The organism is Ideonella lacteola, assembly GCF_038066555.1.
GTDB classification, from domain to species: Bacteria; Pseudomonadota; Gammaproteobacteria; order Burkholderiales; family Burkholderiaceae_C; genus Ideonella; species Ideonella lacteola.
Window position 1 is genome coordinate 426,208 of sequence record NZ_JBBUTG010000003.1, and the last position, 25,134, is coordinate 451,341.

The window sequence follows — 25,134 nt, forward strand, 5'->3', positions numbered from 1 at the left end:
GCGTCACTTCTGGACGATGAATTCAGGCGTCACCAGCGGCATGGCCACGGCGGTCCAGACGCGATTGGTCTTGGCCTTCTCGACCAAGTCCTTGTTGCTGCCATCGGGCCTGAGGGTCGGCACCTTGATCGAGGTGACGGCATTGATCAGTTCGGTGCGCAAGGCGGTGCCGACCGTGTCGCCGAAGTAGCGGTTGTTGACCTTGTCGACGAGGGCGGTCGGGTCCGTCGCGAGCGGCAGCAGCGCGGTGTAGTTCATCTGCAGGTCGGGCCGGGCGGCCTTGCCGTCGACACCTTTCTGGCCGACGCCCGACTTGACCGCGGTGATCATGTAGTTGGCGTAGCCGGCGATGCTGGTCTCGTCGGTGATCTGCATCTCGGGCAGCGTCATGCCCAGCGTGGCAGCTTCGCCACCCGAGGGGATGTAGCCCGGCCGATAGAAATTGAAGACGCTGGGTGAGCGCAGCGGTGTCTGCCCGAGTTGCAGGCCCGGGTCGTCGGTGAAGTTCATCAGCACCTTGCCGCTGTCGCTCTTGGCGCCGAAAGCGCGCAGCGCGGCGGTGAGTCGCAACACCGGCTCTTTGACCTTGCCGTACTTGCTGCCCGCAGCAAGCGACGCCGATCGGGCTTCGTTGTCCATCAAGATGGCACGGAACACAGCCTTCATGTCGCCGCGCACGCCCGAACCGTTGTTGTTGAACACTGCCGCCACGCGGCCGACGTAGGCGGCGCTCGGCGTGCTGGTGACCAGACGCTGGATCAGTTGCCGGCTGATGAAGGGGCCCACGTTCGGGTGGACGAAGAGCGTATCGAGCGCGGCCTTCAGGCTGGCGGAGGGGTCTGCCGGGTTCTGTGCCGCCACCGTGGTGCCGAGGAAGCTCTTCGGCAGCATCGAGTGGTACTGCGGATAGCCTTGCATGGCGATCACCAGGCGGTTCGGATCCTGCGTGTTGCCGGCGAAGCGGCTGTTCAGGGTGTCCGGACCGCCCCAGGAGAAGCCGGTGAACACCGAGGCAAGGCCTTCGATGTCGCCGGTGCCATAGGTGTCGAGCAAGGCGCCGTTGCCGTCCTTCTTCGGCGTGCCATCGGCATTCAGCTGAATGAGGCCGATGGTGAACAGCTGCATCACTTCACGTGCGAAGTTCTGGTCCGGCACGCGCCCGAGGGTCAGGTCTTCTTTCCTGTTTTTCAGGTGCGAGAGGTACAGCCCCATCGCCGGGTGCATGGCCACGTCCTGCAGCAGTGTGCGGAAATTGCCGAAGGCGTTGCGCCCGAGCATGTCCATCCACGAGGCCACGGCCTGGGCGCGCTCGCTGGAGAGATCGGTGGTCGAGACGACGAAGATCTGCGAGAGCGCATAGGCGGCGCGCTGACGCAGTTGGTCATCAGCCTGAAGGGCCTGTTGGTAGAACGACGAGACCACACTGGGCGCCCCGGCCGTGGCCTTGGCATCCTTGGCCTTGGCGGCAGCGTCGTCGTTGTTCCAGCGGGTGAGATGTACCGACTTGACCGGTTTGGCGAGCTGCTCGTCGACCCAGCCGGCGGCGCCGAGCGTCATCGTGCGCGTGACTTCCGCCTCGGTCGGCCCGAAGGTGGCTTGGGTCAGCAGGCGAAAGGCGTCCGCGCGGGTCGTGCCTGCGGGAACGTTGACGTCTTGGCTCTGGGCGGTGTCGGTGCCCACCTGGCCGCTGGTATCGGTGCCCACCTGGCCCCCAGTTTGACCGCCGGTTTGGCCGCCTGTCTGGCCACTGGTTTGTCCGCCCGTCTGGCTGGAATCACCGACCGGGCCACCGCCGGTCGCATCGGGGGCAGATGTCTCGTCGCCACCACCACCGCCGCCGCAGGCGACCAAGGCCAACGAGGCGATCAGGGCAGCAAGCTGGGTGCGCCGGGGCAAGGCCCGGGCGAGGAGTGCAGACATGGATATCTCGGCTGAAACAAAACAAAGGTGCGATGACGCACCGTTCTGTCAGGAGATATCGGCAGGGGCCCCCGGTGTTTAAGCCGAGGGTGTTCCAAAGTGCACTTCGAAGGGGCAGCGCGCCCCTTCTTTACTTCTGGTTTACGTTCAGATCATGCCCAGATCGCGGATGCGGGCGATGACGTAGTCAGCCGCTTGCTCCGCACTCATCTGGGTTGTATCCAGACGCAACTCAGGCCGTTCCGGCGCCTCGTACGGGCTGGAGATGCCGGTGAAGTTGGCGATTTCGCCACGGCGTGCCTTTTTGTACAGGCCCTTGACGTCGCGGTCTTCGGCCACGTTCAACGGGGTGTCGACGTGGATCTCGATGAACTCGCTCTCGCCCACCAGGCCACGGGCCATCGCGCGTTCCGAGCGGAACGGCGAGATGAACGCGGTCAGGACGATCAGGCCGGCGTCCACCATCAGACGCGCTACTTCCGAAACGCGGCGGATGTTTTCCACACGGTCGGCTTCGGTGAAGCCCAGGTCCTTGTTCAGGCCGTGGCGGATGTTGTCGCCGTCGAGCAGGTAGGTATGGCGGCCCATCGCCTGCAGCTTCTTCTCGACCAGGTTGGCGATCGTCGACTTGCCGGCGCCCGACAGGCCCGTGAACCACAGCACGCCGGGGCGTTGGCCCTTGGCGGCGGCGCGGGCGGCCTTGTCCACATCCACGTGTTGCATGTGGATGTTGTGCGAGCGGCGCAGCGCGAAGTGCAACATCCCGGCGCCGACCGTGTTGTTGGTCAGGCGGTTGATCAGGATGAAGCCGCCGGTGTCACGGTTGGACGTGTACGGGTCGAAGGCGATCGGACGATCGAGGGCCAGGTTGACCACGCCGATCTCGTTCAGATCGAGCTTCTTGGCGGCCAGGTGCTCCATCGTGTTGACGTTCACCTTGTACTTGGGCTCGGTGATGGAAGCGGTGACCGTCTGGGTGCCGATCTTCATCAGGAACGAACGGCCGGGCATCATCGGCTCGTCGTGCATCCACACCAGCGAGGCTTCGAACTGGTCGGCCACTTCGGCCGGCGAGTCCGAACCCGAGATGACGTCGCCGCGCGAGATGTCGATCTCGTCTTCCAGCGTGATGCAGACCGATTGGCCGGCCACGGCCAGCGGCAGGTCGCCGTTGGCAGTGACGATGCGCGCGACCTTGCTCTCACGGCCGGACGGCTGGGCGCGGATCTTGTCGCCCGGCTTGATCATGCCGGCGGTGATGACGCCGCAGAAGCCGCGGAAGTCGAGGTTCGGGCGGTTGACCCACTGCACCGGCAGGCGGAAGGGCTCTTGCTGCAGGCGCGTCTCGTCGACTTCGCAGGTCTCCAGGAAACCCATCAGCGTGGGGCCGTGGTACCACGGGGTCTTCTCGCTGGCGACCAGCATGTTGTCGCCCTTCAGGCCCGACAGCGGAATCGGCGTGACGTCGTTCAGGCCGATCTGCTTGGCGAAGTCGAGGTACTCCTCGCAGATTTGCTTGAAGACCTTCTCGGAGTAGTCGACCAGGTCCATCTTGTTGATGGCTAGCACGACCTTGCGCACGCCGATCAGGCTCACCAGGTAGCTGTGACGACGGGTCTGGGTCAGCACGCCCTTGCGCGCGTCGATCAGCACCACGGCCACGTCGGCCGTCGAGGCGCCGGTGATCATGTTGCGTGTGTACTGCTCGTGGCCCGGGGTGTCGGCGACGATGAACTTGCGCTTGTCGGTGGAGAAGAAGCGGTAGGCCACGTCGATGGTGATGCCTTGCTCGCGCTCGGCGGCCAGGCCGTCGACCAGCAGCGCGAAGTCGATGTCACCGCCCTGGGTGCCCCACTTCTTCGAGTCGTTCTCGATGGCAGCCAGTTGGTCTTCGAAGAGCATCTTCGATTCGTACAGCAGGCGCCCGATGACGGTCGACTTGCCGTCGTCGACGGAGCCGCAGGTGATGAAGCGAAGCAGGCTCTTCTTCTCGTGCTGCTTCAGGTACTTTTCAATGTCGACGGAGATCAGGTCCGATTGGTGGGCCATGACATTTCCTCAAAAGGTATTCAGGTATTCAAACCAAGTGGCGTGCGCGGGTCCGGCTCCGCCGGTCCGCTGCGCGAGCCCCCTCGGGGGGAAGCGACCGGCAGGGAGCGTGGGGGCCGTCAGAAATAGCCTTCTTGCTTCTTCTTCTCCATCGAGGCGGCAGCGTCGTGGTCGATCATGCGGCCCTGGCGCTCCGACGTCTTGGTCAGCAGCATTTCCTGGATGATCGACGGCAGCGTGTCGGCTTCCGACTCGACGGCGCCCGACAGCGGGTAGCAGCCCAGCGTGCGGAAGCGCACCTTCTTCATCATCGGCACTTCGCCTTCGCGCAGCGGCATGCGGTCGTCGTCGACCATGATCAGCGTGCCGTCGCGGTCGACGACCGGGCGCTCTGCCGCGAAATACAGCGGCACGATGGGCACGTTCTCAAGGTAGATGTATTGCCAGATGTCGAGTTCGGTCCAGTTCGAGATCGGGAACACGCGAATCGACTCGCCCTTTTGCTTGCGGCCGTTGTACAGGCGCCAGAGTTCGGGGCGCTGGTTCTTCGGATCCCAACGGTGCTGCGCCGAACGGAACGAGAAGATGCGCTCCTTGGCGCGGCTCTTCTCTTCGTCGCGGCGGGCGCCACCGAAGGCGGCGTCGAAGCCGTACTTGTCCAGCGCCTGCTTCAAACCTTGGGTCTTCCACATGTCGGTGTGGATCTGCGAGCCGTGCGTGAAGGGGTTGATGCCCATCTCCATCGCTTCGGGGTTGTGATGCACCAGCAGTTCCATGCCCAATTCCTTGGCCATGCGGTCGCGCATCTCGTACATCGCGCGGAACTTCCAGGTGGTGTCCACGTGCAGCAGCGGGAACGGCGGGGGCGACGGGAAGAACGCCTTCTTGGCCAGGTGCAGCATCACGGCCGAGTCCTTGCCGATCGAGTACAGCATCACCGGGTTTTCGGCCTCGGCGACGACCTCGCGCATGATGTGGATGCTTTCGGCCTCCAGCCGTTGCAGGTGGGTCAAGTTCATGGGAGTTGAGTCCGTTGGTTCAGGCGGGAAAGAAAGAGAAACCGATGCGGCGCGCGGCCGGGCCTTGAGCGGCGCCGCGATGATCGCAGCGTCGTTCGCCGCCCCGGCTTCGGTCGGCGGCGAATTCGTGATGGATGTGGGCGCCGATGCGGCTGGCGAGCGCGCACGGGCCGGCGGTGAAGGGGGCAGCGGCACGGCGGGCGAGGCCGGCTCGGCCGGCTGCCTCACCCGCGGTGCCAGCGGCCCCGGGAAGAATTGAAGGCGAGAGTGCGCGGCCAGCCACTGCTGGACCTTGGGCACGCGCCGGAAGTCCGGGCCGTGCAGGAACACGCGCCAGGTGCCCTGGGCGCTTCGAAGCAGACGCGCCAGAAAATCGAGATAGGTGTCGGCGGACGCCAACGAGCCGCCGACCGGCAACCACAGCAGGCTGCCACGTGGCCGGCTGGCCACCAGCACGCCGCCCGGCGCTGGCCGGTCGGGATGGCTGATGGCGCCGGCCCAGGCCAACTGCGAACCGGCCGCGCGTGCCTGTTCCACCTCGACGGGCCAAGTAGTGTGCAGCCACTCGGCCTCGGCCGGTGATTTGGCGGCCTTCGAGTCCCGCAGCGACATCAGCGCCAGTCCCCAGCGCTCGACCAGGCGCGAAACCGCCCGAGGCTCCAGCGTCACGCCGAAGTGCCGAGCCGCCAGCGTCTTCAGGGATGCGGCCGTCCAGAGTGCGGGCGGCAGGCCGTGCCGCTCCGGCATGTCGGTGATCGCGGCGAGCCGCAGGGATTGCTCTTGCTCGAGGCTCAATACCCGCCCGTCGCCTTTCGGCCGCCCCCGGGCGCCGACCGCGATCGCCGTCCATCCGCCGGACTCGAACGCCCGGTAGGCCTGGATGATCGTCGGCACGCTCAGCCCCGTCTCGGCATGAATCTCGCTCAGGCTCCGACCGTCGATGCGCAATTCGACCGCACGTCGACGACGCGCGTTCAGCGCAGCGATGTCGGGTGTGGGTGCGGTCACGAATCACGGTCAGAAAATGTTTTAGGGGATTGGATTGTGGCACGCGCCGGGCACAATGGCGAATCCCTCATTTGGATATGTGACTTATGAACATCTCTGCCGCTGCCTTGCTTGAGCAACTGACGCCGCTGATCCGGGACGCCGGCAAGGTGATCATGGACATTTATGCGACCGACTTCGACGTGACCAAGAAGGGCGACGATTCGCCCGTCACGCAAGCCGACCAGAAGGCTGAAAACGTCATCCTGGCCGGCCTGGCCAAGATCGCACCCGATATCCCCGTCGTGGCCGAAGAGGCCGTGTCCGCGGGGAAAATTCCGGATGTAAGCGACCGCTTCTTCCTCGTGGACCCGCTGGATGGCACCAAGGAGTTCATCAGCCGCAATGGCGAATTCACCGTCAACATCGCCTTGATCGAGAACGGCAAGCCGGTCCTGGGTTTGGTCTACGCGCCGGCCGTGGGTGGCCCGGCGGGCCGCCTGTTCAGCGGTGCGGTGGGCCTCGGCGCTTGGGTGGAAGACGGCCAGGGCAAGCGGGCGATCCGCTGCCGCGCCGTTCCGGCGGACGGGTTGACGGTGGTGGCCAGCCGGTCGCACGGCGATGAAACCGCTTTGGATGCGTTCCTGAATGGCCGCAAGGTCGCTTCGCGCACCAATGCCGGGTCGTCGCTGAAGCTCTGCCTGGTCGCTGCCGGCGAGGCTGATCTGTATCCGCGCCTGGGTCGCACCATGGAATGGGACATCGCAGCCGGCGATGCCGTGCTACGTGCCGCAGGTGGCAGGGTCACCGTGGTAGCCGACGGCGCCGATTTGCGCTACGGTAAGCCCGGTTTTGACAATCCGCATTTCGCTGCAAGCGGCTTGGCCTGACGCAACGGGGCGTCCAGGCGGGCCGGCGGGCCCGAAAAAGAACGGGGGGATGGCCATGAAAACATGGTCTGATGGCGCGGAGCCTGCTCCGCAAGGGTGGCGCCGCCGCATGGCGGCGCTGATGCTGGGATGCTTGCTCGGGGCCGCCGCCGTGGCCCAGACGCCGGGGCTGCCCAGTCACGGGCCCATGGTGGGCGCCGTGACCGTCGACAGCGCGGCGGTGTGGGCCCGTTGGAACGGCCCCGGAACGGCCCGCATCACCTACAAGGCTTCCGGCCCAGGGCCCGCGATCGACGGGCCCGACATCGAGATCACCGCCGATCACGACTTCACCGGCCGCTTCGAATTGCCCGGGCTGGCCGCTGGCACGACCTACAGCTACACGCTGCAGTTCACCGAAGCCGCGGGCCAGATCACCCGCAACGCCTCGTCGTATTTCAAGACGCTGCCGACGCTGCCCACCACCCTGAGCTTCTCGGTTCTCGGTGATTTCATGACCCGCCAGCGCGCCAGCAAGGCACTGCGGACGGCGGCGACGCCTCGCCCGAACTTCGTGCTCATCGTCGGTGACCTCGATCATTCGGACCCGGCGCGGCAGCCCAACACCCAGTCGTACTACCCCATCGAGCAGGCCGATACGGTGCTGCATAACCTGCGGGTGATGCGCCGCGCGATGCGCGACCCCTCCACCCCGCTCGGGGCGGATTTCGTCAAGGCGTTCGTCACCTCGAAAACGGCGCAGCAGCTGCAGATTCCGCTGTACTACGCCTGGGACGATCACGACTACTGCATGAACAACGCCGACATCGGCTGCCCGTTCGGCGACCTGGCGCGCGCGGTCTACAGAGACTATTTCCTCCCCGCCGCCGACAACGGCCTGCGCAGTGACCAGCTGTGCGGCGAAACCGGCGATTGGCAAAGCTTCAACTACGGCGAATTGGCCAGCTTCTTCATGCTCGATGTGCGCAGCAATCGCAATGCAGCAGCCGGGCAGATGCTGGGTCAATGCCAGAAGCAGTGGCTGCTGGACGGCCTGTCTCGCTCCACCGCGGTGTGGAAGTTCATCGTGTCGCCGGTCACCTTCAACCCGGGAACCAAGCCCTGGGATGCCTGGGGAGCGTTCCCATCGGAGCGTGCGGAGCTGCTCAATTTCATCCAGGATCATCAGATCAGCAACGTGATCGTCTTGAGTGCCGACATCCATTCGTCCGGCGCCGTCGACGATGGCCGCAACGCCGGGCTGCCCGAGGTGTCGGTGCCGCACGCCAACATGCCGTCCACGTGGGTCGACACCTACTGTCGGCTCGATCCGGCCGACAGCCGCCTGCTGGTCAGCGCGCCGGGCACCTGGATGCTGGGTGGCCTGATGGAGCCCAACCTCCAGCGTGAGCCCGTGGCCTGCCTCGGCATGGACTATTCCAAGAAGCGCGTGACGCCGGTGGCGCAGCCGCCCTTCCCGCTGCCGGGCGGCGAGGGCCCTGGTTACGTGCGGGTGGATTTGAACAACAGCCAAGTGACGATCCGGGTGATGACGGCCGATGGCGTACAGAAGCGCGGCTATGCTGCCGACGGTTCACCTGCCGATCTGAAACTTGAGCTCTTCCGGTAGTCCGCCCGCCCATTCACCTGCCCAGCCGTTCGATCGAGACCCCGGTCGCGATGGGCTTCCCGTCGCGGCGCGCGACCAACCCCTGGCGGGATGGCGCGCGGCGGTGGTGCATGGCCCGGGGCTGCTGGCTCGCCAGCAAACCTTGCCCGCGTTGCTGCCGGAGTTGCAACTGGTGGGCCCCCGCAAGGCGGATACCGTTCGGGCTGACGGTGTGCTCGCCTGGGGGCGCAAGCCGAGTGCCAAGCGGGCCGAGGCGTGGGCCCGAGAGCGTGGCTTGCCGATCATTCGGCTCGAAGACGGCTTCTTGCGGTCGGTGGGGCTGGGGGCCGACGAGCCGCCGCTGTCCGTGGTGGTCGATCCGCAGGGCATCTATTACGACGCGAGCGGCCCATCGCGGCTGGAACAACTGATCGCCCAACCGCTGGACGCGCAGCAGCAGGCCCGCGCACGAGCGCTGGCTGCCCAGTGGCAGGCGACGCGTGTCTCCAAGTACAACCATGCCCGCGAAGCGCACGGGCTGGTGGGGGACGGCGACGTCCTGGTGATCGACCAGACGTTCGGCGACGCATCCATCGCCTACGGCGCGTCCACCCCGGCCAGCTTCACCCGGATGCTGGAAGCGGCGCTCGATGAGCACCCCCAGGCCCGGGTGTGGCTGAAGGTCCACCCGGATGTCATCGCTGGCCGCAAGCGGGGCCACTTCGCGCAGTTGTCGCCCGGGGCGGCGGCGCGGGTGCAGTTGCTGGCCAGCGCGGCCCACCCCTGCGGCCTGCTGGAGCGGGCCGGCGCCGTGTACACCGTCACCTCGCAGATGGGTTTCGAGGCCTTGCTCTGGGGGCGTCCGCTGCGCTGCTTTGGCCTGCCCTTCTACGCCGGATGGGGCCTGTCGACGGATGAGCTGCCCGCCCCGGCGCGCCGCCACGCTGTCGGTTTCGACGCGCTGTGCCACGCGGCGCTGATCGACTACCCGCGCTATGTCGACCCTGAAACCGGCCGACGCTGCGAGCCCGAGCAACTGCTCGAGTGGATGGGCTTGCAGCGCCGCATGCGCGAGCGGTATCCGGCCCAGATGGTCGCGATGGGCTTTTCCCGCTGGAAGAAGCCCATCGCTCGCGCGTTCTTTGCCGGCAGCGACTTGCGCTTCCAGAGCCTCAAGCGCCCCGTGCCGCCGGGCGCGGGGCTGGTTCTGTGGGGGCGACGGCCGGTGCCGCCTGCGGCCCTCCAAGACGGCACCCCGCCAGTGGTTCGTCTGGAGGATGGCTTTTTGCGTTCGGTCGGCCTGGGGGCTGATTTGGTGCGGCCGCTGTCCTGGGTGATGGACGGTGAAGGGATGTACTACGACGCCACCGCCCCGTCTGCGCTCGAGCGGCTGTTGGCCGAGACCGAATTCGACGACCACCTGCGTCAGCGCGCCAGCCAGCTGCGCGACGGGATCCTGGCCGCCGGTCTGACCAAGTACAACGTGGGCGAGTCGCCCTGGCAGCGACCCCGGACGAGCAAACCGGTGGTGCTGGTGGCCGGGCAGGTCGAGGCCGATGCGTCGATCCGGCTGGGCGCACCGGGCTTGCGCTCCAACATGGCCCTGCTGAAAGCAGTGCGGGCCGAGCGACCTGATGCGCACCTGATCTACAAGCCCCATCCCGATGTGGTGGCCCAGCTTCGCGAAGCGGGGCGGGGCGAGGGGGCGGCCGCTTCAGTCTGCGACGAGATCGTCGTCGATGCGCCGATGGATCAGGTGTTGCGCCAGGTGGATGAGGTGCATGTGCTGACCTCGCTTGCTGGCTTCGAGGCCTTGCTGCGCGGCAAGAGTGTCGTGTGCTGGGGCTGTCCGTTCTATGCCGGCTGGGGCCTGACACAGGATCGCGTGCCGATCGAGCGTCGCGCCCGGCGGCTGAGCCTGGACGAGTTGGTGGCGGGCGTGCTGCTGCTCTACCCCACCTATGTGAGCCGGGTCACCGGCCACTTCACCACGGCCGAGCGTGCCCTGGCTGAACTGCAGGCCTGGCGCCAGGAGGGTGCGGCGGGCCGGCGGCCGGTCTCCGCGGGGCGGCGGGCCTGGCGCTGGACCTTGCGCCACGTGGTGGCCCTGCGCCGCTGGTGGAGCGGCGAAGCGGCCTGACGCGCACCTGGCGGGAGCTGCGGCGACCCCGAGGCGCGGCCCGGGTGATCAAACTGGCCGGAATGGCAAGTATTTGTTGCAGCAAGGCGCTGCAGAAACGTCCGTGAGCGGTTGGGTGGTGCGGGGCATGCAGAATTCCTCACTGCAGCCCGGGCAACGATGGTGACGGCCGGTTCGTCAAGAAAGATCAAAACAGCCCACGACCGCCACCCATTCGTGGGATCGTCACATTCCCGGTCTTTCCCTAGAGTGTCACAGTGGATCGTCACAGTGGCATGTGCGAAGGACACCGCGGGAACGCGGGTTGCTTCATCCGGTAGTTGTTGTGCGTTGCGCCGCTGGGTAATCCACCCGTTGGTGCAGCGGTGATGTTCAATCCGTTGACCTTTTGATGATCCCCACCTCACTCGATCGCTTGCTCTGCCAGCGCCGCACGCTGTTGCTGCAGGGCCCGATGGGGTCGTTCTTCGAGCGACTGGCCGGGACGCTTCGCGCGCACGGCCAGCAGGTGTGGAAGGTCAATTTCAATGCCGGCGACGACTGGTTCTACCGCGACGAGCGCGTGATTCAGTATCGCGAGCCCCTCGATCAGTGGCCGGCGCAGGTGCGCAAGCTGATCGCCGAACTGCGCCTGGACGCCATCGTGCTGTTCGGCCAGTCACGGCACATGCACCAGATCGCGATCGATGAGGCCCGCGAACTGGGCGTCACCGTGTTCGTGTTCGAAGAAGGCTATGTGCGGCCCGACTACGTGACGCTGGAAGTGGGCGGCGTGAACGCCGCGTCGCCGATCCCGCGCGACCCGGCGTTCTACCGCCAGCTGAACGCCGAGCCGGTGCCCTCGCCGGTGCCGACCGGGCAGAGTTTCAGCAAGGTCGCCGGTGCCGCGATCACCTATTCGCTGGCTCGCTCGCTCGGCCACTCGCGCTACCCGCATTACCGGCATCACCGCTCCATTGCGCCGCTTCGTCAAGGTGTGAAGTGGGCCCACGGGGCTTGGCGCAAGTGGTGGTACCGCTTCGCCGAGCGCGACATGCAGGCCTTTCTCGCGGCACCCGAACAGCACAAGCGCTTCTTCCTGGTGCCCCTGCAGGTCTACAACGACAGCCAGATCCGGCGCCACTCCCCCTACAAGGATGTCGCGGCGTTCATCCATGAGGTGCTGGTGTCGTTTGCGCAGCATGCGCCGGCCGACCAACTTCTGGTGTTCAAGCATCACCCGCTGGATCGCCCCTACAACGACTACACCGGCTTGATCGCCAGCGAGTCAGAGCGCTTGGGCATTGCGCAACGCGTGCACTACATCCACGATCAACACCTGCCCACGTTGCTGAAGCACGCGACCGGGGTGGTCACGGTGAACAGCACCACCGGCCTGCAGGCCCTGTACCACGGCACCCCAGTGATCCCTCTGGGCGAATGCATGTATGCGATCGAAGGCTTGGTGCACCCGGGGCCCCTGGACAGCTTCTGGGCTGATCCGGGCCCGGTGGATGTCGACCTGTTCCAGCGCTTTCGCACCTACCTCGTGCGAGAGTCGCAGCTCAACGCCAGCTTTTATGCCGAAGCACCCGGGTTGCCGTCGATCACCGACAGCAACCGGCGCCGTGCTGCATCGTCCGACAAGCCCAGCGCGCTGCCCCAGGCGCCCAGCTGGTCTTCGCCCACGCGACCCACGTTGAAGTAGGTCGATTCGGGGTGGGCGAGGTAGAACCCGCTCACGCTCGCCGCCGGCGTCATCGCCAGGCTTTCCGTCAGGCCCATCCCGATCTCGTCGCAGGCCAGCGCCCGGAACATGTCGGCCTTCACGCCGTGGTCTGGGCATGCGGGGTAGCCGGGGGCCGGGCGGATGCCGCTGTACTTTTCGGCGATCAGTTCCTCGTTGGACAACTGCTCTTGCGCGGCATAGCCCCACAGCTCGGTCCGCACCCGCTGGTGCAGGCGCTCGGCGAAGGCCTCGGCCAGCCGATCGGCCAGCGCCTTGAGCATGATGCTGCTGTAGTCGTCGTGCGCCGCCTCGAACTGGGCGGCCTTTTTGTCGACCCCAAGGCCGGCGGTGACGGCGAACAAGCCGATGTAGTCAGGCTGGGTGCCCTTCGGCGCGATGAAGTCGGCCAGCGAGCGGTTGGGGCGCGCCACGCCGTCGATGACGGGACGCTCGCTTTGCATGCGCAGAGGGGCCCAGCGCAACAGCACTTCCTGGCGTGATTCGTCGGTGTAGACCTCGATCACGTCGTCGTCGACCGTGTTGGCCGGGTACAGGCCCATCACGCCATGGGCCTGCAGCCACCGGCCATCGATGATCCTCTTCAGCATCGCCTGGCCGTCGGCCAGCACCTTGCGGGCCGCGTCGCCCACCACCTCATCTTGAAGAATGGCCGGATACGGGCCGGCGAGATCCCAGGTCTGGAAGAAGGGCCCCCAGTCGATGCAGGCGGCCAGCTCGGCGAGGTCGTACTGCTTGAACACGCGGCGGCCGATGAAGCGGGGTGCGGCGGGCGGCGTGCTCCAGTCGATCCTCGTCTTGTTGGCTCGCGCCTTCGCCAGGGGCACCAACGGCGTGGCCTTCTTGCCCGCGTGCAGTTGGCGCACCCGCTCGTAGTCGGCGAGCAGCTCGGCCACGTAAGTGGTCGAGCGCTCCTCGGACAACAACTCCGAGCACACGCCGACCGCGCGCGAGGCGTCCGGCACATAGACCACCGGCCCGTCGTAGTGCGGCGAGATCTTCACCGCCGTGTGGACGCGGCTGGTGGTGGCGCCGCCGATCAGCAGCGGCATCTTCTTGTCGCGGAACCACGCATCGCGCTGCATCTCGGCGGCCACGTGCTGCATCTCTTCGAGGCTGGGGGTGATCAGGCCCGACAGGCCGATCAGGTCGGCGCCTTCGGTGCGTGCTTTCTCGAGGATGTCCTGGCACGGGACCATCACCCCCATGTTGACGACCTCGAAGTTGTTGCACTGGAGCACGACGGTGACGATGTTCTTGCCGATGTCGTGCACGTCACCTTTCACCGTGGCGATGACGATCTTGCCCTTGGGCTTCACATCACCGCCGGCTTCGGCCATCGCCGCCTTCTCGGCCTCGATGTAGGGCAGCAGATGCGCCACCGCCTGCTTCATCACACGGGCGCTCTTGACCACCTGCGGCAGGAACATCTTGCCCGCGCCGAACAGGTCGCCCACCACGTTCATGCCGGCCATCAGCGGGCCTTCGATGACGTGCAGTGGGCGGCCGCCGCCGGCCTTGATCGCTTGCCACGCCTCTTCGGTGTCTTCGGTGATGAACTCGGTGATGCCGTGCACCAGCGCATGGCTCAGGCGCTCGTTGACGCCCGCCTGGCGCCAGGCCAGCCGCTGCGAATCATCCTTGGCCGCGCCCTTGGCGCTTTCGGCGATCTCGATCAGCCGTTCGCCGGCATCCTTGCGGCGATTGAGCACCACGTCTTCCACCCGCTCGCGCAAGGTCGGATCGAGGTCGTCGTAGACGCCGATCATGCCGGCGTTGACGATGCCCATGTCCATGCCCGCCTGGATCGCGTGGTACAGGAAGACCGTGTGAATCGCCTCGCGCACCGGTTCGTTGCCGCGGAAGCTGAACGACACGTTCGACACGCCGCCCGACACCTTCGCGCCCGGCAGGTTCTGTTTGATCCAGCGCGTGGCTTCGATGAAGTCGACGGCGTAGTTGTCGTGCTCCTCGATGCCCGTGGCGATGGCGAAGATGTTGGGATCGAAGATGATGTCTTCCGGCGCGAAGCCCACCTCGTCCACCAGGATGCGGTAGGCCCGATCGCAGATCTCCGTCTTGCGCTGGAAGGTGTCGGCCTGGCCTTGCTCGTCGAACGCCATCACGACGGCCGCGGCGCCGTAGCGGCGCACCAGCGTGGCCTGCCGCTTGAACTCGGCTTCGCCTTCCTTCAGCGAGATCGAGTTCACGATGCCCTTGCCTTGCAGGCACTTCAGGCCCGCCTCGATCACGCTCCATTTGGACGAGTCCACCATGATCGGTACCCGCGCGATCTCGGGCTCGCCGGCGATCAGGTTCAAGAATCGCACCATCGCCGCCTGGCTGTCCAACATGGCCTCGTCCATGTTGATGTCGATCACCTGCGCGCCGTTTTCCACCTGCTGGCGCGCCACCGCCAGGGCCTCTTCATACTGGCCCGCGAGGATCATCCGCGCAAAGGCTTTCGAGCCGGTCACGTTGGTGCGTTCGCCCACGTTCACGAACAGCGAACCGGCGCCGATCGAGACAGGCTCCAGCCCCGACAGCCGCATCGGGGGCGGGTTGACGGGCGAGGCGGCGGCGGCTTGCGTGGTTCGGTCGGTCATGGCGTCGGGGCGGAGTCGGGACAAACGGGCCGCGGGCCGCCACGACTCACCGCGACGGTCGCTGGACGACCCGGGTGAGCGCCGTTGAAGCACGGTGCAGGACGGATGGACCTGCGGCGTGCCCGTGCCGAGCCTGGCGGCCGCGCGGCGCACGCGATCGCTGTGCCGACGGGCCGTCGCAACGCTCCTCGGACGGTGCCTGAATTCTACGCAAGCGAGGGCTTACCACGGCTGACCGCTGTTACAGCTCGTGGACTTTGTCAGGTGCCGCGTTTGCTCCAATCGGCTCATGGAGAGATACCCGCAGCGCCGCCCGAGCGCCACCTCGGCAGAGCCCGCCCGCTTTCGCTTCTGGATGACCGTACTGGCCCTCGCCGCCGGCTTGCCGGGTTGTCAGACCTCGCCGCCCGCCACGCCGGTGGCCACAACGCCGGCGCCCGAAGCGCCTGCCCCCGCCGTGAAGCCGCCTTCACCGGGCGATTCGCCGTTGGCGGCCGAGGCCAAATGGTTGACCGAGCTGTTTGCCGGCACACCAGTGCAGGTGGTGGGTGAGCGCGATGGCAGCGTGCGCTTGAGCGTGCCTATGAAGTACGCCTTTGACACGGCCCAGCCCGGCGGCGGTGCCGGCAGCGCCCAGGCGGCGGTGGCACCGAAAGCGCCGTTGTTGGCGGTGCTGGACAAGGTGTCTCAAAGCCTGAAGCGGCAACCCACCGCCAAGCTGCAGGCGGCGGCGCCTGCCGGCCCTCGCTCGGCCGAACGCGTGGCCGCCATGCGAACCCAACTGGCCAACCGCGGCGTGCCCGGCTGGCGCGTGGCGGCCGCGGCGCCGCCCGCCGACGACCAGGTGTTGTTGCGACTGGTGGCGCCGCCCGTGGGCATGCGCCTGCAGGAAGACGGCACCCTGGCGCCGCCCGCGTCAGGACGGGGGAGCAATCCCACTGGCCGATAGCTGCGCAGTGGGCGCACGCTGACAGGCGGCTTTCCTCGCCCGGCCCTCAAGCCCCACGCGTTTCGGTCGAAAAAGCGCCATAGCCGCGTCCGCCTCTTGTGCGGGCGGTGGCGATTGCGCGACCATGAAACTCGTTCCCATCTCCCCTGACGGACTGGAGCCCGGCTTCCCGCTGCCCTTCTCGCTGCGCGACGTGAACGGTCGCGTGCTGGTGCAGCGCGGCACCCCCATCGCCGATCGGCAGCAACTGGGCTATCTGCTCGCGCGGGCCTTGTTCATCGACGATGCCGAGAAGGGCCTCGCACAACGGCAGCTGAATGCGCAGGTCGACCAGATGTTCCGCTCCGGTGACGCCACGCTGGGCGAGATCGCCGCGCTGCGGCCAGAGTACGACCAGCGCGCCACCGAGCCCGCCCCCTTGGTCGAGCCGCCGCTGGAGTGGCCCGACCTGGAAAGCCGAGCCCGCGTGCTGTTGGGTGACACCCGGGCGGCGCGCTGGATGCCGCGACTGGACGAGCTCGCCGACGACATGCTCAAACGCCTGGAGCGTCATGTCGACGCGACGCTGCTGCGCTTCATCCACATGGCCGGCCACCAGCCGGAGAACTACCCGACGCATCACGCCATCCTGGTGATGCTGCTGTGTGCGTTGGCGGGCCCACGGTTGCCGGGCTGGCAGTCTGAATGGCGCCGCCCGCTGACCCGTGCCGCCCTGTCGATGAATGTCGGCATGACCACCTTGCAGCAAGAGCTGGTGCGCCAGGCGCAGCCGCTGAGCCCGATGCAGCGTGCTCAGGTCGACGCCCATGCGTTGCGCGGCGTCGAGATGCTGAAGGCCGCGGACGTGGACGACCCGCTGTGGCTGGGCGCCATGCGCCACCACCATGACGCGCCCAATGGCCCGCTCGCCAAGCTGGAGCCGGCGATTCGCCTGGCTCGGCTGATCCAACGGGCCGACCGCTATGCCGCGCGTTTGTCGACACGGCGCAACCGTGCCGCGCTCTCGGCCAAGGCGGCGGCCCAGGCCGCTTTCTTCGACGAAGGCGGGCTGCCTGATGAAGCCGGTCAGGCCCTGCTCGCCGAAACCGGCCTGCACCCGCCGGGAGCCTGGGTGAAGCTGGCCTGCGGCGAGATCGCGTTGGTGATGAAGCGCCAGTCCCACCCGACCGCGCCTCTGACGGTCATCAGCCTGGTCAATCGCGAAGGACTGCCGCTGGCGGTGCCGGCGGTGCGCAACACCGCGATGCCGAAGTTCAAGGTGGAAGCCGGCGTGCCGTCGGGCGAGGTGCGCGTGCAGCCCAATCTCGAGGCGCTGCAGAAGATGGTGCCGGGCGGGCTGTCGCCGCTGATGTCGCGCGTCGCCTGACGCGCGACCGCATCACGCGGAAGGGCCGGGCGCGCCGCCCAGCCCCAGGGCTCACCACACCACGTCGTCCGCGGGAACGGCGGAGATCTTCACGCCGAAGCTGCTGATGTTCGGCAGCGTGGCGTTGTGGTGCGCTCGGATTTGTTCGCCGCTCATGTGCGGCTTGTCGTGCGTGGTGTGGGCGTCGGCCACCAAGATGACGGGATAGCCCAGGGCGGCCGCACGGCGGGTGGTGGTGTCAACGCAAAACTCGCACGCATAGCCGCAGATCACCACCTGCTCGACGCCCCAGGCCGAGAGCTTCTCGGCCAGGTCGGTGCGCAGGAACGAGTCGGGCGTCGTCTTGCGCACCAGGTGGTCGGTCTCGCGGGCCTGCAGCCCTTCGGCCAGTTGCCAGCCCGCTGAGCCATGGGCCAGCGCCCCCTGCCGGGTTTCATGCTGGATGTAGACCACCGGCACGCCCGCGTCACGGGCTCGATCGGCCAGGCGGTTGATGCGCTCGATCACCGCCTCGCCCTCGTGCGGCGCCGGCTCGAAGAGCCCGCGTTGCACATCGATCACCAACAGCGCTTGCTTCATGCGGCTTGTGCCACCAGGTGCGACAGCAGCGGGTCGTTGCGGTGGCGGGGCCGGTAGGTGCTCACGCGGCGGGCAATCGCTGCAATGTGGTCGGGCGTGGTGCCGCAGCAGCCGCCGACGATGTTGAGGAAGCCGCTCTTGGCGAACTCTTCCATCAGCCCGCCGGTCACTTCCGGCGTCTCATCGAAGCCGGTGTCGCTCATCGGGTTGGGCAAGCCCGCGTTCGGGTAGCAGCTGATGTAGGTGTCATCCGCCAGGCGGGACAGCTCCTCAATGTACGGTCGCATCAGCGCCGCACCGAGTGCGCAGTTCAGGCCGATGGCCAGCGGCCGCGCGTGGCGCACCGAGTGCCAGAAGGCGCCGACCGTCTGGCCGGAAAGGATGCGACCCGACGCATCGGTGACCGTGCCCGAGATGATCACCGGCACGCGTTCGCCGGTCTCTTCCATCAGCTCGTCGAGCGCGAAGATGGCGGCCTTGGCGTTCAGTGTGTCGAAGATCGTCTCGACGAGGAACAGATCCACGCCGCCTTCGAGCAGCCCTTGCGCCTGTTCCTTGTAGGCATCCCGCAGTTGGTCGAAGGTGACGTTGCGGGCGCCCGGGTCGTTCACGTCCGGGCTGATGCTGGCGGTGCGCGGCGTCGGGCCGAGTGCGCCGGCCACGAAGCGCGGCTTGTCGGGTGTGCTGTGGCGGTCGGCCTCGGCGCGCGCCAGGCGGGCGGCCGCCACGTTCATCTCGCGCGCCAGGTGCGCCAGGCCGTAGTCTTCCTGGGCGATGGAGGTGGCGCCGAAGGTGTTGGTCTCGATCAGGTCGGCGCCGGCGGCGAGGTACTGGCCGTGGATCTCGGCGATCACATCCGGCCGAGTCAGCACCAGCAGGTCGTTGTTGCCCTTGAGATCCTTCGGGTGGTCTTTCAGACCCTCATGGCGGAAGTCGGCCTCGCCCAGCTTGTAGCGCTGGATCATCGTGCCCATCGCGCCATCGATGATGGCGATGCGCTGGGCCAGGATGGCGGGCAATGCGGCGCCGCGGGTGTAGGCAGGGGTCGGCTTCATGGGCGCCATTGTAGGAAGCCCGATGGAAACCCGCGGCGCCGCGCGGGTCGTGACCGCTTACGCGTCGAGCGGCAGCCCCACGTAGTTCTCGGCCATCGACCGCATGGCCGCCTCGGACTGCACCAGGTAGTCCAGCTCCGCATGCTGCATGCGGCGGCCGAAATCACCGGTTTCGGGGAAGCGGTGCATCAGCGACGTGAACCACCACGAGAAACGTTCGGCCTTCCAGACGCGGGCGAGGGCGCGCTGCGAGTAGGTGTCGATGCCGGCATCCGAACCTCGGCAGTGCTCGGCCAGCGCGCGGCTGAGCAGGCCGACGTCCGACGCGGCCAGGTTCAGACCCTTCGCACCGGTGGGGGGCACGATGTGGGCCGCATCGCCGGCCAGGAACAGCCGGCCGAAGCGCATGGGCTCGGCGACGAAGCTGCGCAGCGGCGCGATGCTCTTCTCGATCGACGGCCCCTCGATCAGCCGGGCCGCATCGGCCTGCGGAAGCCGGCGTTTCAGCTCGGCAAAGAAGCGGGCATCGCTCCAGTCTTCGACGTGATCGTCGAGTGAGCACTGGACGTAGTAGCGCACCCGGGTCTTGCTGCGCATGCTGCACAGCGCGAAGCCGCGTGGGTGGTTGGCATAGATGAGCTCCTCGTGCACCGGCGGCACATCGGCCAGCACACCCAGCCAGCCGAAGGGGTAGACCTTCTCGAAGGTCTGGATCGCGGAGGCGGGCACGCTGGCGCGCGCCACGCCGTGGAAGCCGTCGCAGCCGACGATGAAATCGGCCTCGATCGCGTGGGCGCGGCCCTCCAGCGCGTAACGCAGCGTGGGCCGCACGCCGTCGAAACCCTCGATCCGCACGTTTTCGGCGGAGTACACGGTGGTCAGGCCAGCGTTGCGGCGGGCCTGCATCAGGTCGCGCGTGACCTCGGTCTGGCCGTAAACCATCACCCGTTTGCCGGTCAGGCCGTGCAGATCAATGCGGTGGTGCCGGTCGTCGAAGCTGAGCGAAAAGCCATCGTGGGGCAGGCCCTCGCGGTGCATGCGCTCGCCGACACCCGCCTCGTCCAGCAGATCGACGGCGACCTGCTCGAGCACGCCGGCCCGGATGCGGCCCAGCACGTACTCAGGCGTTTGTCGCTCGACGATGACGTGATCGATGCCGTGCCGGTGCAGCAACGCGCCCAGCAGCAGGCCGGCGGGGCCGGCGCCGATGATGGCCACCTGGGTGCGGGTTGTGGGATTCATGGGCGAGCGCTCCTGGACTGCAAGAGCCGCCAGCGTAGGCTGCAGGGGTGTTGCCGACAATGGAGAATTTCGGCCAAGGCTTGCACAATTCGAACATGTCTGAATCTGCGCTAGCCCCCACTGCCGGCCGCCGCGCCGGCGCCACGCTGCCGTCTTACCAGCTCTATGGGGAGGCTGGTCTGTCATCGGTCGGCGAGCGGCTGCATGTGGAGACGATCTCGTCACGCAGCCGGCTGCACGATTGGGAAATCCAACCCCACCGCCACGAAGCGCTCTTTCAAATTCTGTACATCGCTCGGGGCCGTGCGCGGGCCTGGCTCGATGGCGCCGCGACGAAGCTGGTCGGCCCCGCCGCCGTCACGGTGCCGGCCACCACGGCCCATGGCTTCGCCTTCGATCCGGGCATCGATGGGTGGGTCATCACCGCGCAGGAGCCGCATGTGCGCCAGCTTCTGGCCGGCGACGCCGCGCTGTGGCCGGTGTTCGAGCGCCCGGCGGCATTCGCCTGGGGGCCGGGCGACGGCGACGCGCCGCGGGCTCTGGGCTCGCCCCGTGACGCCGCGCTGGCGGTGGAGGCACTGGCGGCCGAATTCGCCGGGCATGAGCGCTGGCGCCAGGCCGCCATCGACGCGGCGATGACGCGCTTGCTGCTGGCCCTGGCGCGCGCGCAGCCCACGCTGTCTGCCGGCACACCAGCGGGCGCGCCGGCGCACCTGGCGCGTTACCGTGCACTGGTCGACGCGCGATTCAGGCTGCAGCCCAGCGTGGCCTCGCTGGCCGGCGAGCTGGGCATCAGCGCCACCCAGCTCAACCGCATATGCCAGGCTCAACTGGGCCGCAGTGCGCTCGATGTGCTGCATGGTCGCATCGCGCTCGAGGCGCAGCGCCAGCTCGCCTACACCCACCAGAGTGTCAAACGCATCGGCATGGACCTGGGCTTTGCCGACCCCGGCTACTTCACCCGCTTCTTCCAGCGCCTGTGCGGCATGTCGCCCAGCGCCTGGCGCGCACAGGCCCACCAGGGCTGAGGCTGAGAGTCTTTCGCCGATGCCCGTCTGGAACCCCCAAACGCCCCGGCTCTTCGTTGCAAATGCTCGCCATAGCCCGAGCTATGGCTGTGCTTTGCGCCTCGATCCGGGTCGCCTGGGTGCCCCTTTCGGGCACCGCCGAAAAACTCTCAGCCTCTGAGTGCGTGAGGGGCGTCATGCCTCCCCACCCCGCAGGCCGCGACGAGCCCGGGTGGTGGCCTCGCGATCGGCCACGCCGCCGGGCGCTTGAGCCCGTTTTCCGCGGCGCATGCCACTGCCGCGGCGGGCTCGCCACCCTCAACCGGCGGTGGGCCGCGCCGAAAACGGGTCGATGAGCGCGCCATTCGGGCGCGTGGGTCGCCTGTAGCAAGCGCCACCGTTTCGGCAGGCGCCGGAAAAGCCACCGATGAAGTTCTTGTCTCACCAGCGTCGATTGCTGCTGCTTTGCCTGGTCGGCCTGGGCCTGGCGGGTGCGCTGCTGGCCGTCTTGCTGCGCACCAGCGCCGGCCACCTGCTGGAGCGTGATGCCGAGCAGACGGCGATGGCCTGGGCCCGGCTGGTGGAGGCCTCGGTGCCTGAACTCGACACCATCTTCGACGGCGGCCCGGCGCGCGAGGCCGCCAGGCAGCAACTGCGCACGGTGCTGCAGGCGCAGGAGGTCTTCCGCTTCAAGCTCTACGACCGCCAGGGCCACGTGGTGCTGACCTCCGACGAGCTGACCGGCACCGCCGGGCCGGATGAGAAGGTGCACGACGCGGGCGAGGGCAACGACGAGGTGCGGCAGATGGTGGTGGATGGCTCGCCCGTCATCGAATTGCAGCGCAGCCCGCATGCCGGCTGGCCCGCGGTGTACAGCGAAGCCTATGTGCCCGTGCTGCGGCGCGGCAAGGTGCTCGGCGTCGTGGAGGTCTACGTCGACCAGGTCGAACGCGAGCGGCGCATCCGGCAGGCCTTCATGCGGGTGGCCGCCACGGTGTTTGCCTTGCTGGCCATCGCCGGTGCGATCGTCGGCCACCTGGTGTGGCGGCAGTGGCGGCGCGACCGCCTGGCCGATGAGCGGCTGCGGTACCTGGCGCGGCACGATCCGTTGTCCGGCTCGCTCAACCGGGCGAGTTTTGGCGAGACCCTGCGCCAGGCCGCCTGGCGCCAGACCTGCGGCGGGCCGGATTTCGCGGTGCTGTGCATCGACCTCGATCGCTTCAAGGACATCAACGACAGCCTGGGCCACGCGGCCGGCGATGAGGTGTTGCGCCAGGTGGCCGCCCGCCTGCGCGACCTGGTGCGCCATGGCGACATGGTGGCGCGCCTGGGGGGCGATGAATTTGCCCTGCTGCAGACGGGCGTCGATGGCCCCGATGCGGTGACCCGCCTGGCCGAGCGCATCGTCGAATCGCTGGGCCGGCCGTACGAGCTGGGCGGCCAGACGGTGATCTGCGGCTGCTCGGTGGGGGCCGCCATCTTCGGCACCGACGCCGACAACGACGAAGACCTGATGCACAAGGCCGACTTGGCGCTGTACCGCGCCAAGGCGTCCGGCCGGTCGACCTTCAGTTTCTACGACGCCTCGCTCGACGAGCGGCTCGAAACCCGGCGCCAGCTCACCCGCGACCTGCGTGAGGCGATCGGCAGCGGCACCCAGCTCAGCCTGAACTACCAGGCCCTGTGGGGCCCCGACGGCAAGACGCTGACCGGCTACGAAGCACTGCTGCGCTGGAACCATCCCGAGCGCGGGCCGGTGCCGCCGTCCGAGTTCATTCCGCTCGCCGAAGACACGGGGCTCATCGGGCCGCTGGGACGCTGGGTGCTGCGCACCGCCTGTGCGCAAGCGACCACCTGGCCCGACAACCTGGCCGTCGCGGTGAACCTGTCGGCCGCACAGTTCCGCCACGACGATCTGGCCGAGCTGGTGGCCAAGACGCTGGACGACACCGGCCTGCCCGCGTCACGGCTGGAGATCGAGATCACCGAGTCGCTGCTGATGAGCAACACCGAGCAGGTGCTCGGCACGCTGCGGGCGCTGTCGACCATGGGCGTGTCGATCGCGATGGACGACTTCGGCACCGGCTATTCGAGCCTGGCCTACCTGTGGCGGTTCCCGTTCGACAAGGTGAAGATCGACCGCGCGTTCACCCAGCACCTGGGCAGCGACGAGAAGGTCAACCTGATCGTCAAGTCGATCATTTCGCTGGCGCATTCGCTGGAGATCCGCGTCAACGCCGAGGGTGTCGAAACCGAGCCCCAACTGCAGGCGCTGCGGGCCCAGGGCTGCGATGAATTCCAGGGCTTCCTGCTGGCGCGGCCACAACCGGTGGAGCAACTCACCCACGCCTCGATCGCCGATGCCACCGATGCGATTGCGGAGCTGCTGGAGGGGCTGAACCTGCCGGGAGAGGCCGCGCCGGCACCGATGGCCGAAGCGCGCGTCGAGGCGGAGCAGCCCGCGGGGTCGCCGGCGTCCGCGCCGACTGCGGCGGGCACGCCGGCCGAGCCGGCCACGCCCGCGGCGGCGAGCGGCGCGCCCGTCTAAGGGCGCGCGGGCGAGAGCGTCGTCCGCCTCGCCGCCATGCGCGTCAGACGCGTTCGAGCACCAGGGCGATGCCTTGGCCCACGCCGATGCACATCGTGCACAGCGCGCGCTTGCCGCCCGTGGCATGCAACTGGTTGATCGCGGTCGTCACCAGTCGGGCGCCCGAGGCGCCGAGCGGGTGGCCCAGCGCAATCGCGCCGCCGTTCGGGTTGACGCGCGGGTCGTCATCGGCGATCGACAGTTGGCGCAGCACCGCCAGGCCTTGGGCGGCAAAGGCTTCGTTGAGCTCGATCACGTCGATCTGCGACAGCGACAGGCCGGCGAGCGCCAGCACCTTGCGCGCCGCCGGGGCCGGGCCGATGCCCATGATGCGCGGCGGCACGCCGGCGGTGGCCATCGCCACCACCCGCGCACGGGGCACCAGGCCGTGACGCGATGCGGCCCCTTCGCTGGCCATCAGCAGCGCGCAGGCACCGTCGTTCACGCCCGAGGCGTTGCCGGCGGTCACCGTGCCGTCCGGCCGAACGACCCCCTTGAGCTTGGCCAGCGCTTCGAGCGAAGTCTCGCGCGGGTGCTCGTCCAGGTTGACGACGATCGGGTCGCCCTTCTTCGGCGTGATCGTCACCGGGGCGATCTCGGCGTCGAAGAAGCCACGCTGCTGCGCCGCCACCGCCTTCAGCTGCGAGGCCAGCGCCATCCTGTCCTGGTCTTCACGCGAGATGCCGAAGTCCGCGGCCACGTTCTCGGCGGTCTCGGGCATTGAGTCGATGCCGTACTGCGCCTTCATCTTCGGGTTGACGAAGCGCCAGCCGATGGTGGTGTCGTAGACGGCGTTGTCGCGGGCGAAAGCCGTGGTGGCCTTGGGCATCACGAAAGGCGCGCGGCTCATGCTCTCGACACCGCCGGCAATCATCAACTCGGCCTCACCGGCACGGATCGCGCGAGCGGCCGAGCCCACCGCATCCATGCCCGATCCGCACAGACGGTTGATGGTGCTGCCCGGCACATCGACCGGCAGGCCGGCCAGCAGCGCCGACATGCGCGCGACGTTGCGGTTGTCTTCACCGGCCTGGTTGGCGCAGCCGTACAGCACGTCGTCGATCGCCGTCCAGTCGAGGTTCGGGTGCCGGGCCATCAGCGCGCGGATCGGCACCGCACCGAGATCGTCGGCGCGCACCGAGGACAGGGCGCCGCCATAGCGGCCGAAAGGGGTGCGAAGCGCGTCGCAGATGTAGGCGTGGGTCATGGTGGAGGTGGTCGCCAAAGGCGGCCAACGTGAAGTGTTGAACAAAAGTGGCTGTTTCAGCGTGGGGCGATGCTATCGCGTGCCGCGAACGGGCCGGCATCTGCAAGCAGGTGTGAGCGGCACGCCGACCCCACGCTCAAGTTGGTCGGAACGCGTGCCGATGTTGACGGTGTGAGGCCCGGTGCGGGCTGGCGCGACCCGCGCCGCTTCGCGCCGA

Annotated in this window: 15 protein-coding genes, 1 pseudogene and 1 riboswitch; of the genes and pseudogenes, 8 read left to right on the forward strand and 8 right to left on the reverse strand. The window is 67.7% G+C overall.

What is annotated here, in order from left to right; all coding sequences use genetic code 11:
* Positions 1-3: 3 nt before the first annotated feature.
* The 3 genes from AACH06_RS07645 to cysD form a co-directional block, all read right to left on the reverse strand.
* On the reverse strand, positions 4-1,920 hold the full coding sequence (locus AACH06_RS07645) for a DUF1800 domain-containing protein (RefSeq protein WP_341425058.1): 1,917 nt from the start codon (positions 1,918-1,920) through the stop codon (positions 4-6).
* Positions 1,921-2,067: 147 nt separating this feature from the next.
* The gene (cysN, locus tag AACH06_RS07650) at positions 2,068-3,969 is read right to left on the reverse strand and encodes a sulfate adenylyltransferase subunit CysN (RefSeq protein WP_341425059.1); all 1,902 of its coding nucleotides are present in this window, start codon (positions 3,967-3,969) and stop codon (positions 2,068-2,070) included.
* A 119-nt stretch (positions 3,970-4,088) separates the two neighbouring features.
* Positions 4,089-4,988 carry a sulfate adenylyltransferase subunit CysD gene (gene cysD, locus AACH06_RS07655; RefSeq protein WP_341425123.1) on the reverse strand — a complete coding sequence of 300 codons (900 nt, stop codon included), beginning with the start codon at positions 4,986-4,988 and terminating at the stop codon, positions 4,089-4,091.
* Positions 4,989-6,082: 1,094 nt separating this feature from the next.
* On the opposite strand from cysD, the gene cysQ reads away from it, so the two are divergent.
* The 4 genes and pseudogenes from cysQ to AACH06_RS07680 form a co-directional block, all read left to right on the forward strand.
* Positions 6,083-6,865, forward strand: coding sequence for a 3'(2'),5'-bisphosphate nucleotidase CysQ (gene cysQ / locus AACH06_RS07665; protein ID WP_341425060.1), 783 nt, complete (start codon positions 6,083-6,085; stop codon positions 6,863-6,865).
* Between the two features lie 55 nt (positions 6,866-6,920).
* Positions 6,921-8,474: an alkaline phosphatase D family protein gene (locus tag AACH06_RS07670; RefSeq protein ID WP_341425061.1), complete on the forward strand. Its 1,554-nt coding sequence runs from the start codon at positions 6,921-6,923 to the stop codon at positions 8,472-8,474.
* Entirely contained in the window at positions 8,458-10,593 is a 2,136-nt protein-coding gene (locus AACH06_RS07675) for a capsular polysaccharide biosynthesis protein (RefSeq protein WP_341425062.1), read from the forward strand. Before AACH06_RS07670 ends, AACH06_RS07675 begins: the two co-directional genes overlap by 17 nt.
* 667 nt (positions 10,594-11,260) lie before the next feature.
* Positions 11,261-12,094: pseudogene (locus AACH06_RS07680) on the forward strand (capsular biosynthesis protein); the annotation flags it as partial.
* A gap of 56 nt (positions 12,095-12,150) precedes the next feature.
* Here AACH06_RS07680 and metH read toward each other — a convergent pair.
* Positions 12,151-14,925, reverse strand: a complete 2,775-nt coding sequence (gene metH, locus AACH06_RS07685; RefSeq protein WP_341425063.1) for a methionine synthase — start codon at positions 14,923-14,925, stop codon at positions 12,151-12,153.
* A gap of 69 nt (positions 14,926-14,994) precedes the next feature.
* A riboswitch (S-adenosyl-L-homocysteine riboswitch) is annotated at positions 14,995-15,121 on the reverse strand.
* A gap of 93 nt (positions 15,122-15,214) precedes the next feature.
* Here metH and AACH06_RS07690 point away from each other — a divergent pair.
* Together AACH06_RS07690 and AACH06_RS07695 are read left to right on the forward strand one after the other, a co-directional pair.
* Positions 15,215-15,874, forward strand: coding sequence for a hypothetical protein (locus AACH06_RS07690; RefSeq protein ID WP_341425064.1), 660 nt, complete (start codon positions 15,215-15,217; stop codon positions 15,872-15,874).
* Positions 15,875-15,998: 124 nt separating this feature from the next.
* On the forward strand, positions 15,999-17,240 hold the full coding sequence (locus AACH06_RS07695; protein WP_341425065.1) for an HD-GYP domain-containing protein: 1,242 nt from the start codon (positions 15,999-16,001) through the stop codon (positions 17,238-17,240).
* A gap of 51 nt (positions 17,241-17,291) precedes the next feature.
* Here AACH06_RS07695 and AACH06_RS07700 read toward each other — a convergent pair whose 3' ends face one another.
* From AACH06_RS07700 to pobA, 3 genes are read right to left on the reverse strand one after another with little or no spacing between them, the layout of a single operon-like run.
* Positions 17,292-17,819, reverse strand: a complete 528-nt coding sequence (locus tag AACH06_RS07700) for a cysteine hydrolase family protein (protein ID WP_341425066.1) — start codon at positions 17,817-17,819, stop codon at positions 17,292-17,294.
* Positions 17,816-18,874 carry a homocysteine S-methyltransferase family protein gene (locus tag AACH06_RS07705; protein ID WP_341425067.1) on the reverse strand — a complete coding sequence of 353 codons (1,059 nt, stop codon included), beginning with the start codon at positions 18,872-18,874 and terminating at the stop codon, positions 17,816-17,818. The genes AACH06_RS07700 and AACH06_RS07705 overlap by 4 nt, the downstream gene beginning before the upstream one ends.
* A gap of 57 nt (positions 18,875-18,931) precedes the next feature.
* Positions 18,932-20,116 carry a 4-hydroxybenzoate 3-monooxygenase gene (gene pobA / locus AACH06_RS07710; protein ID WP_341425068.1) on the reverse strand — a complete coding sequence of 395 codons (1,185 nt, stop codon included), beginning with the start codon at positions 20,114-20,116 and terminating at the stop codon, positions 18,932-18,934.
* 95 nt (positions 20,117-20,211) lie between these two features.
* On the opposite strand from pobA, the gene AACH06_RS07715 reads away from it, so the two are divergent.
* Positions 20,212-21,144 carry a helix-turn-helix domain-containing protein gene (locus tag AACH06_RS07715; RefSeq protein WP_341425069.1) on the forward strand — a complete coding sequence of 311 codons (933 nt, stop codon included), beginning with the start codon at positions 20,212-20,214 and terminating at the stop codon, positions 21,142-21,144.
* A 406-nt stretch (positions 21,145-21,550) separates the two neighbouring features.
* Complete coding sequence (locus AACH06_RS07720) at positions 21,551-23,671, forward strand: putative bifunctional diguanylate cyclase/phosphodiesterase (RefSeq protein WP_341425070.1); 2,121 nt, start codon at positions 21,551-21,553, stop codon at positions 23,669-23,671.
* Between the two features lie 43 nt (positions 23,672-23,714).
* On the opposite strand, the gene pcaF is transcribed toward AACH06_RS07720, so the two are convergent.
* Positions 23,715-24,917 carry a 3-oxoadipyl-CoA thiolase gene (gene pcaF, locus AACH06_RS07725; protein ID WP_341425071.1) on the reverse strand — a complete coding sequence of 401 codons (1,203 nt, stop codon included), beginning with the start codon at positions 24,915-24,917 and terminating at the stop codon, positions 23,715-23,717.
* Positions 24,918-25,134: the final 217 nt, after the last annotated feature.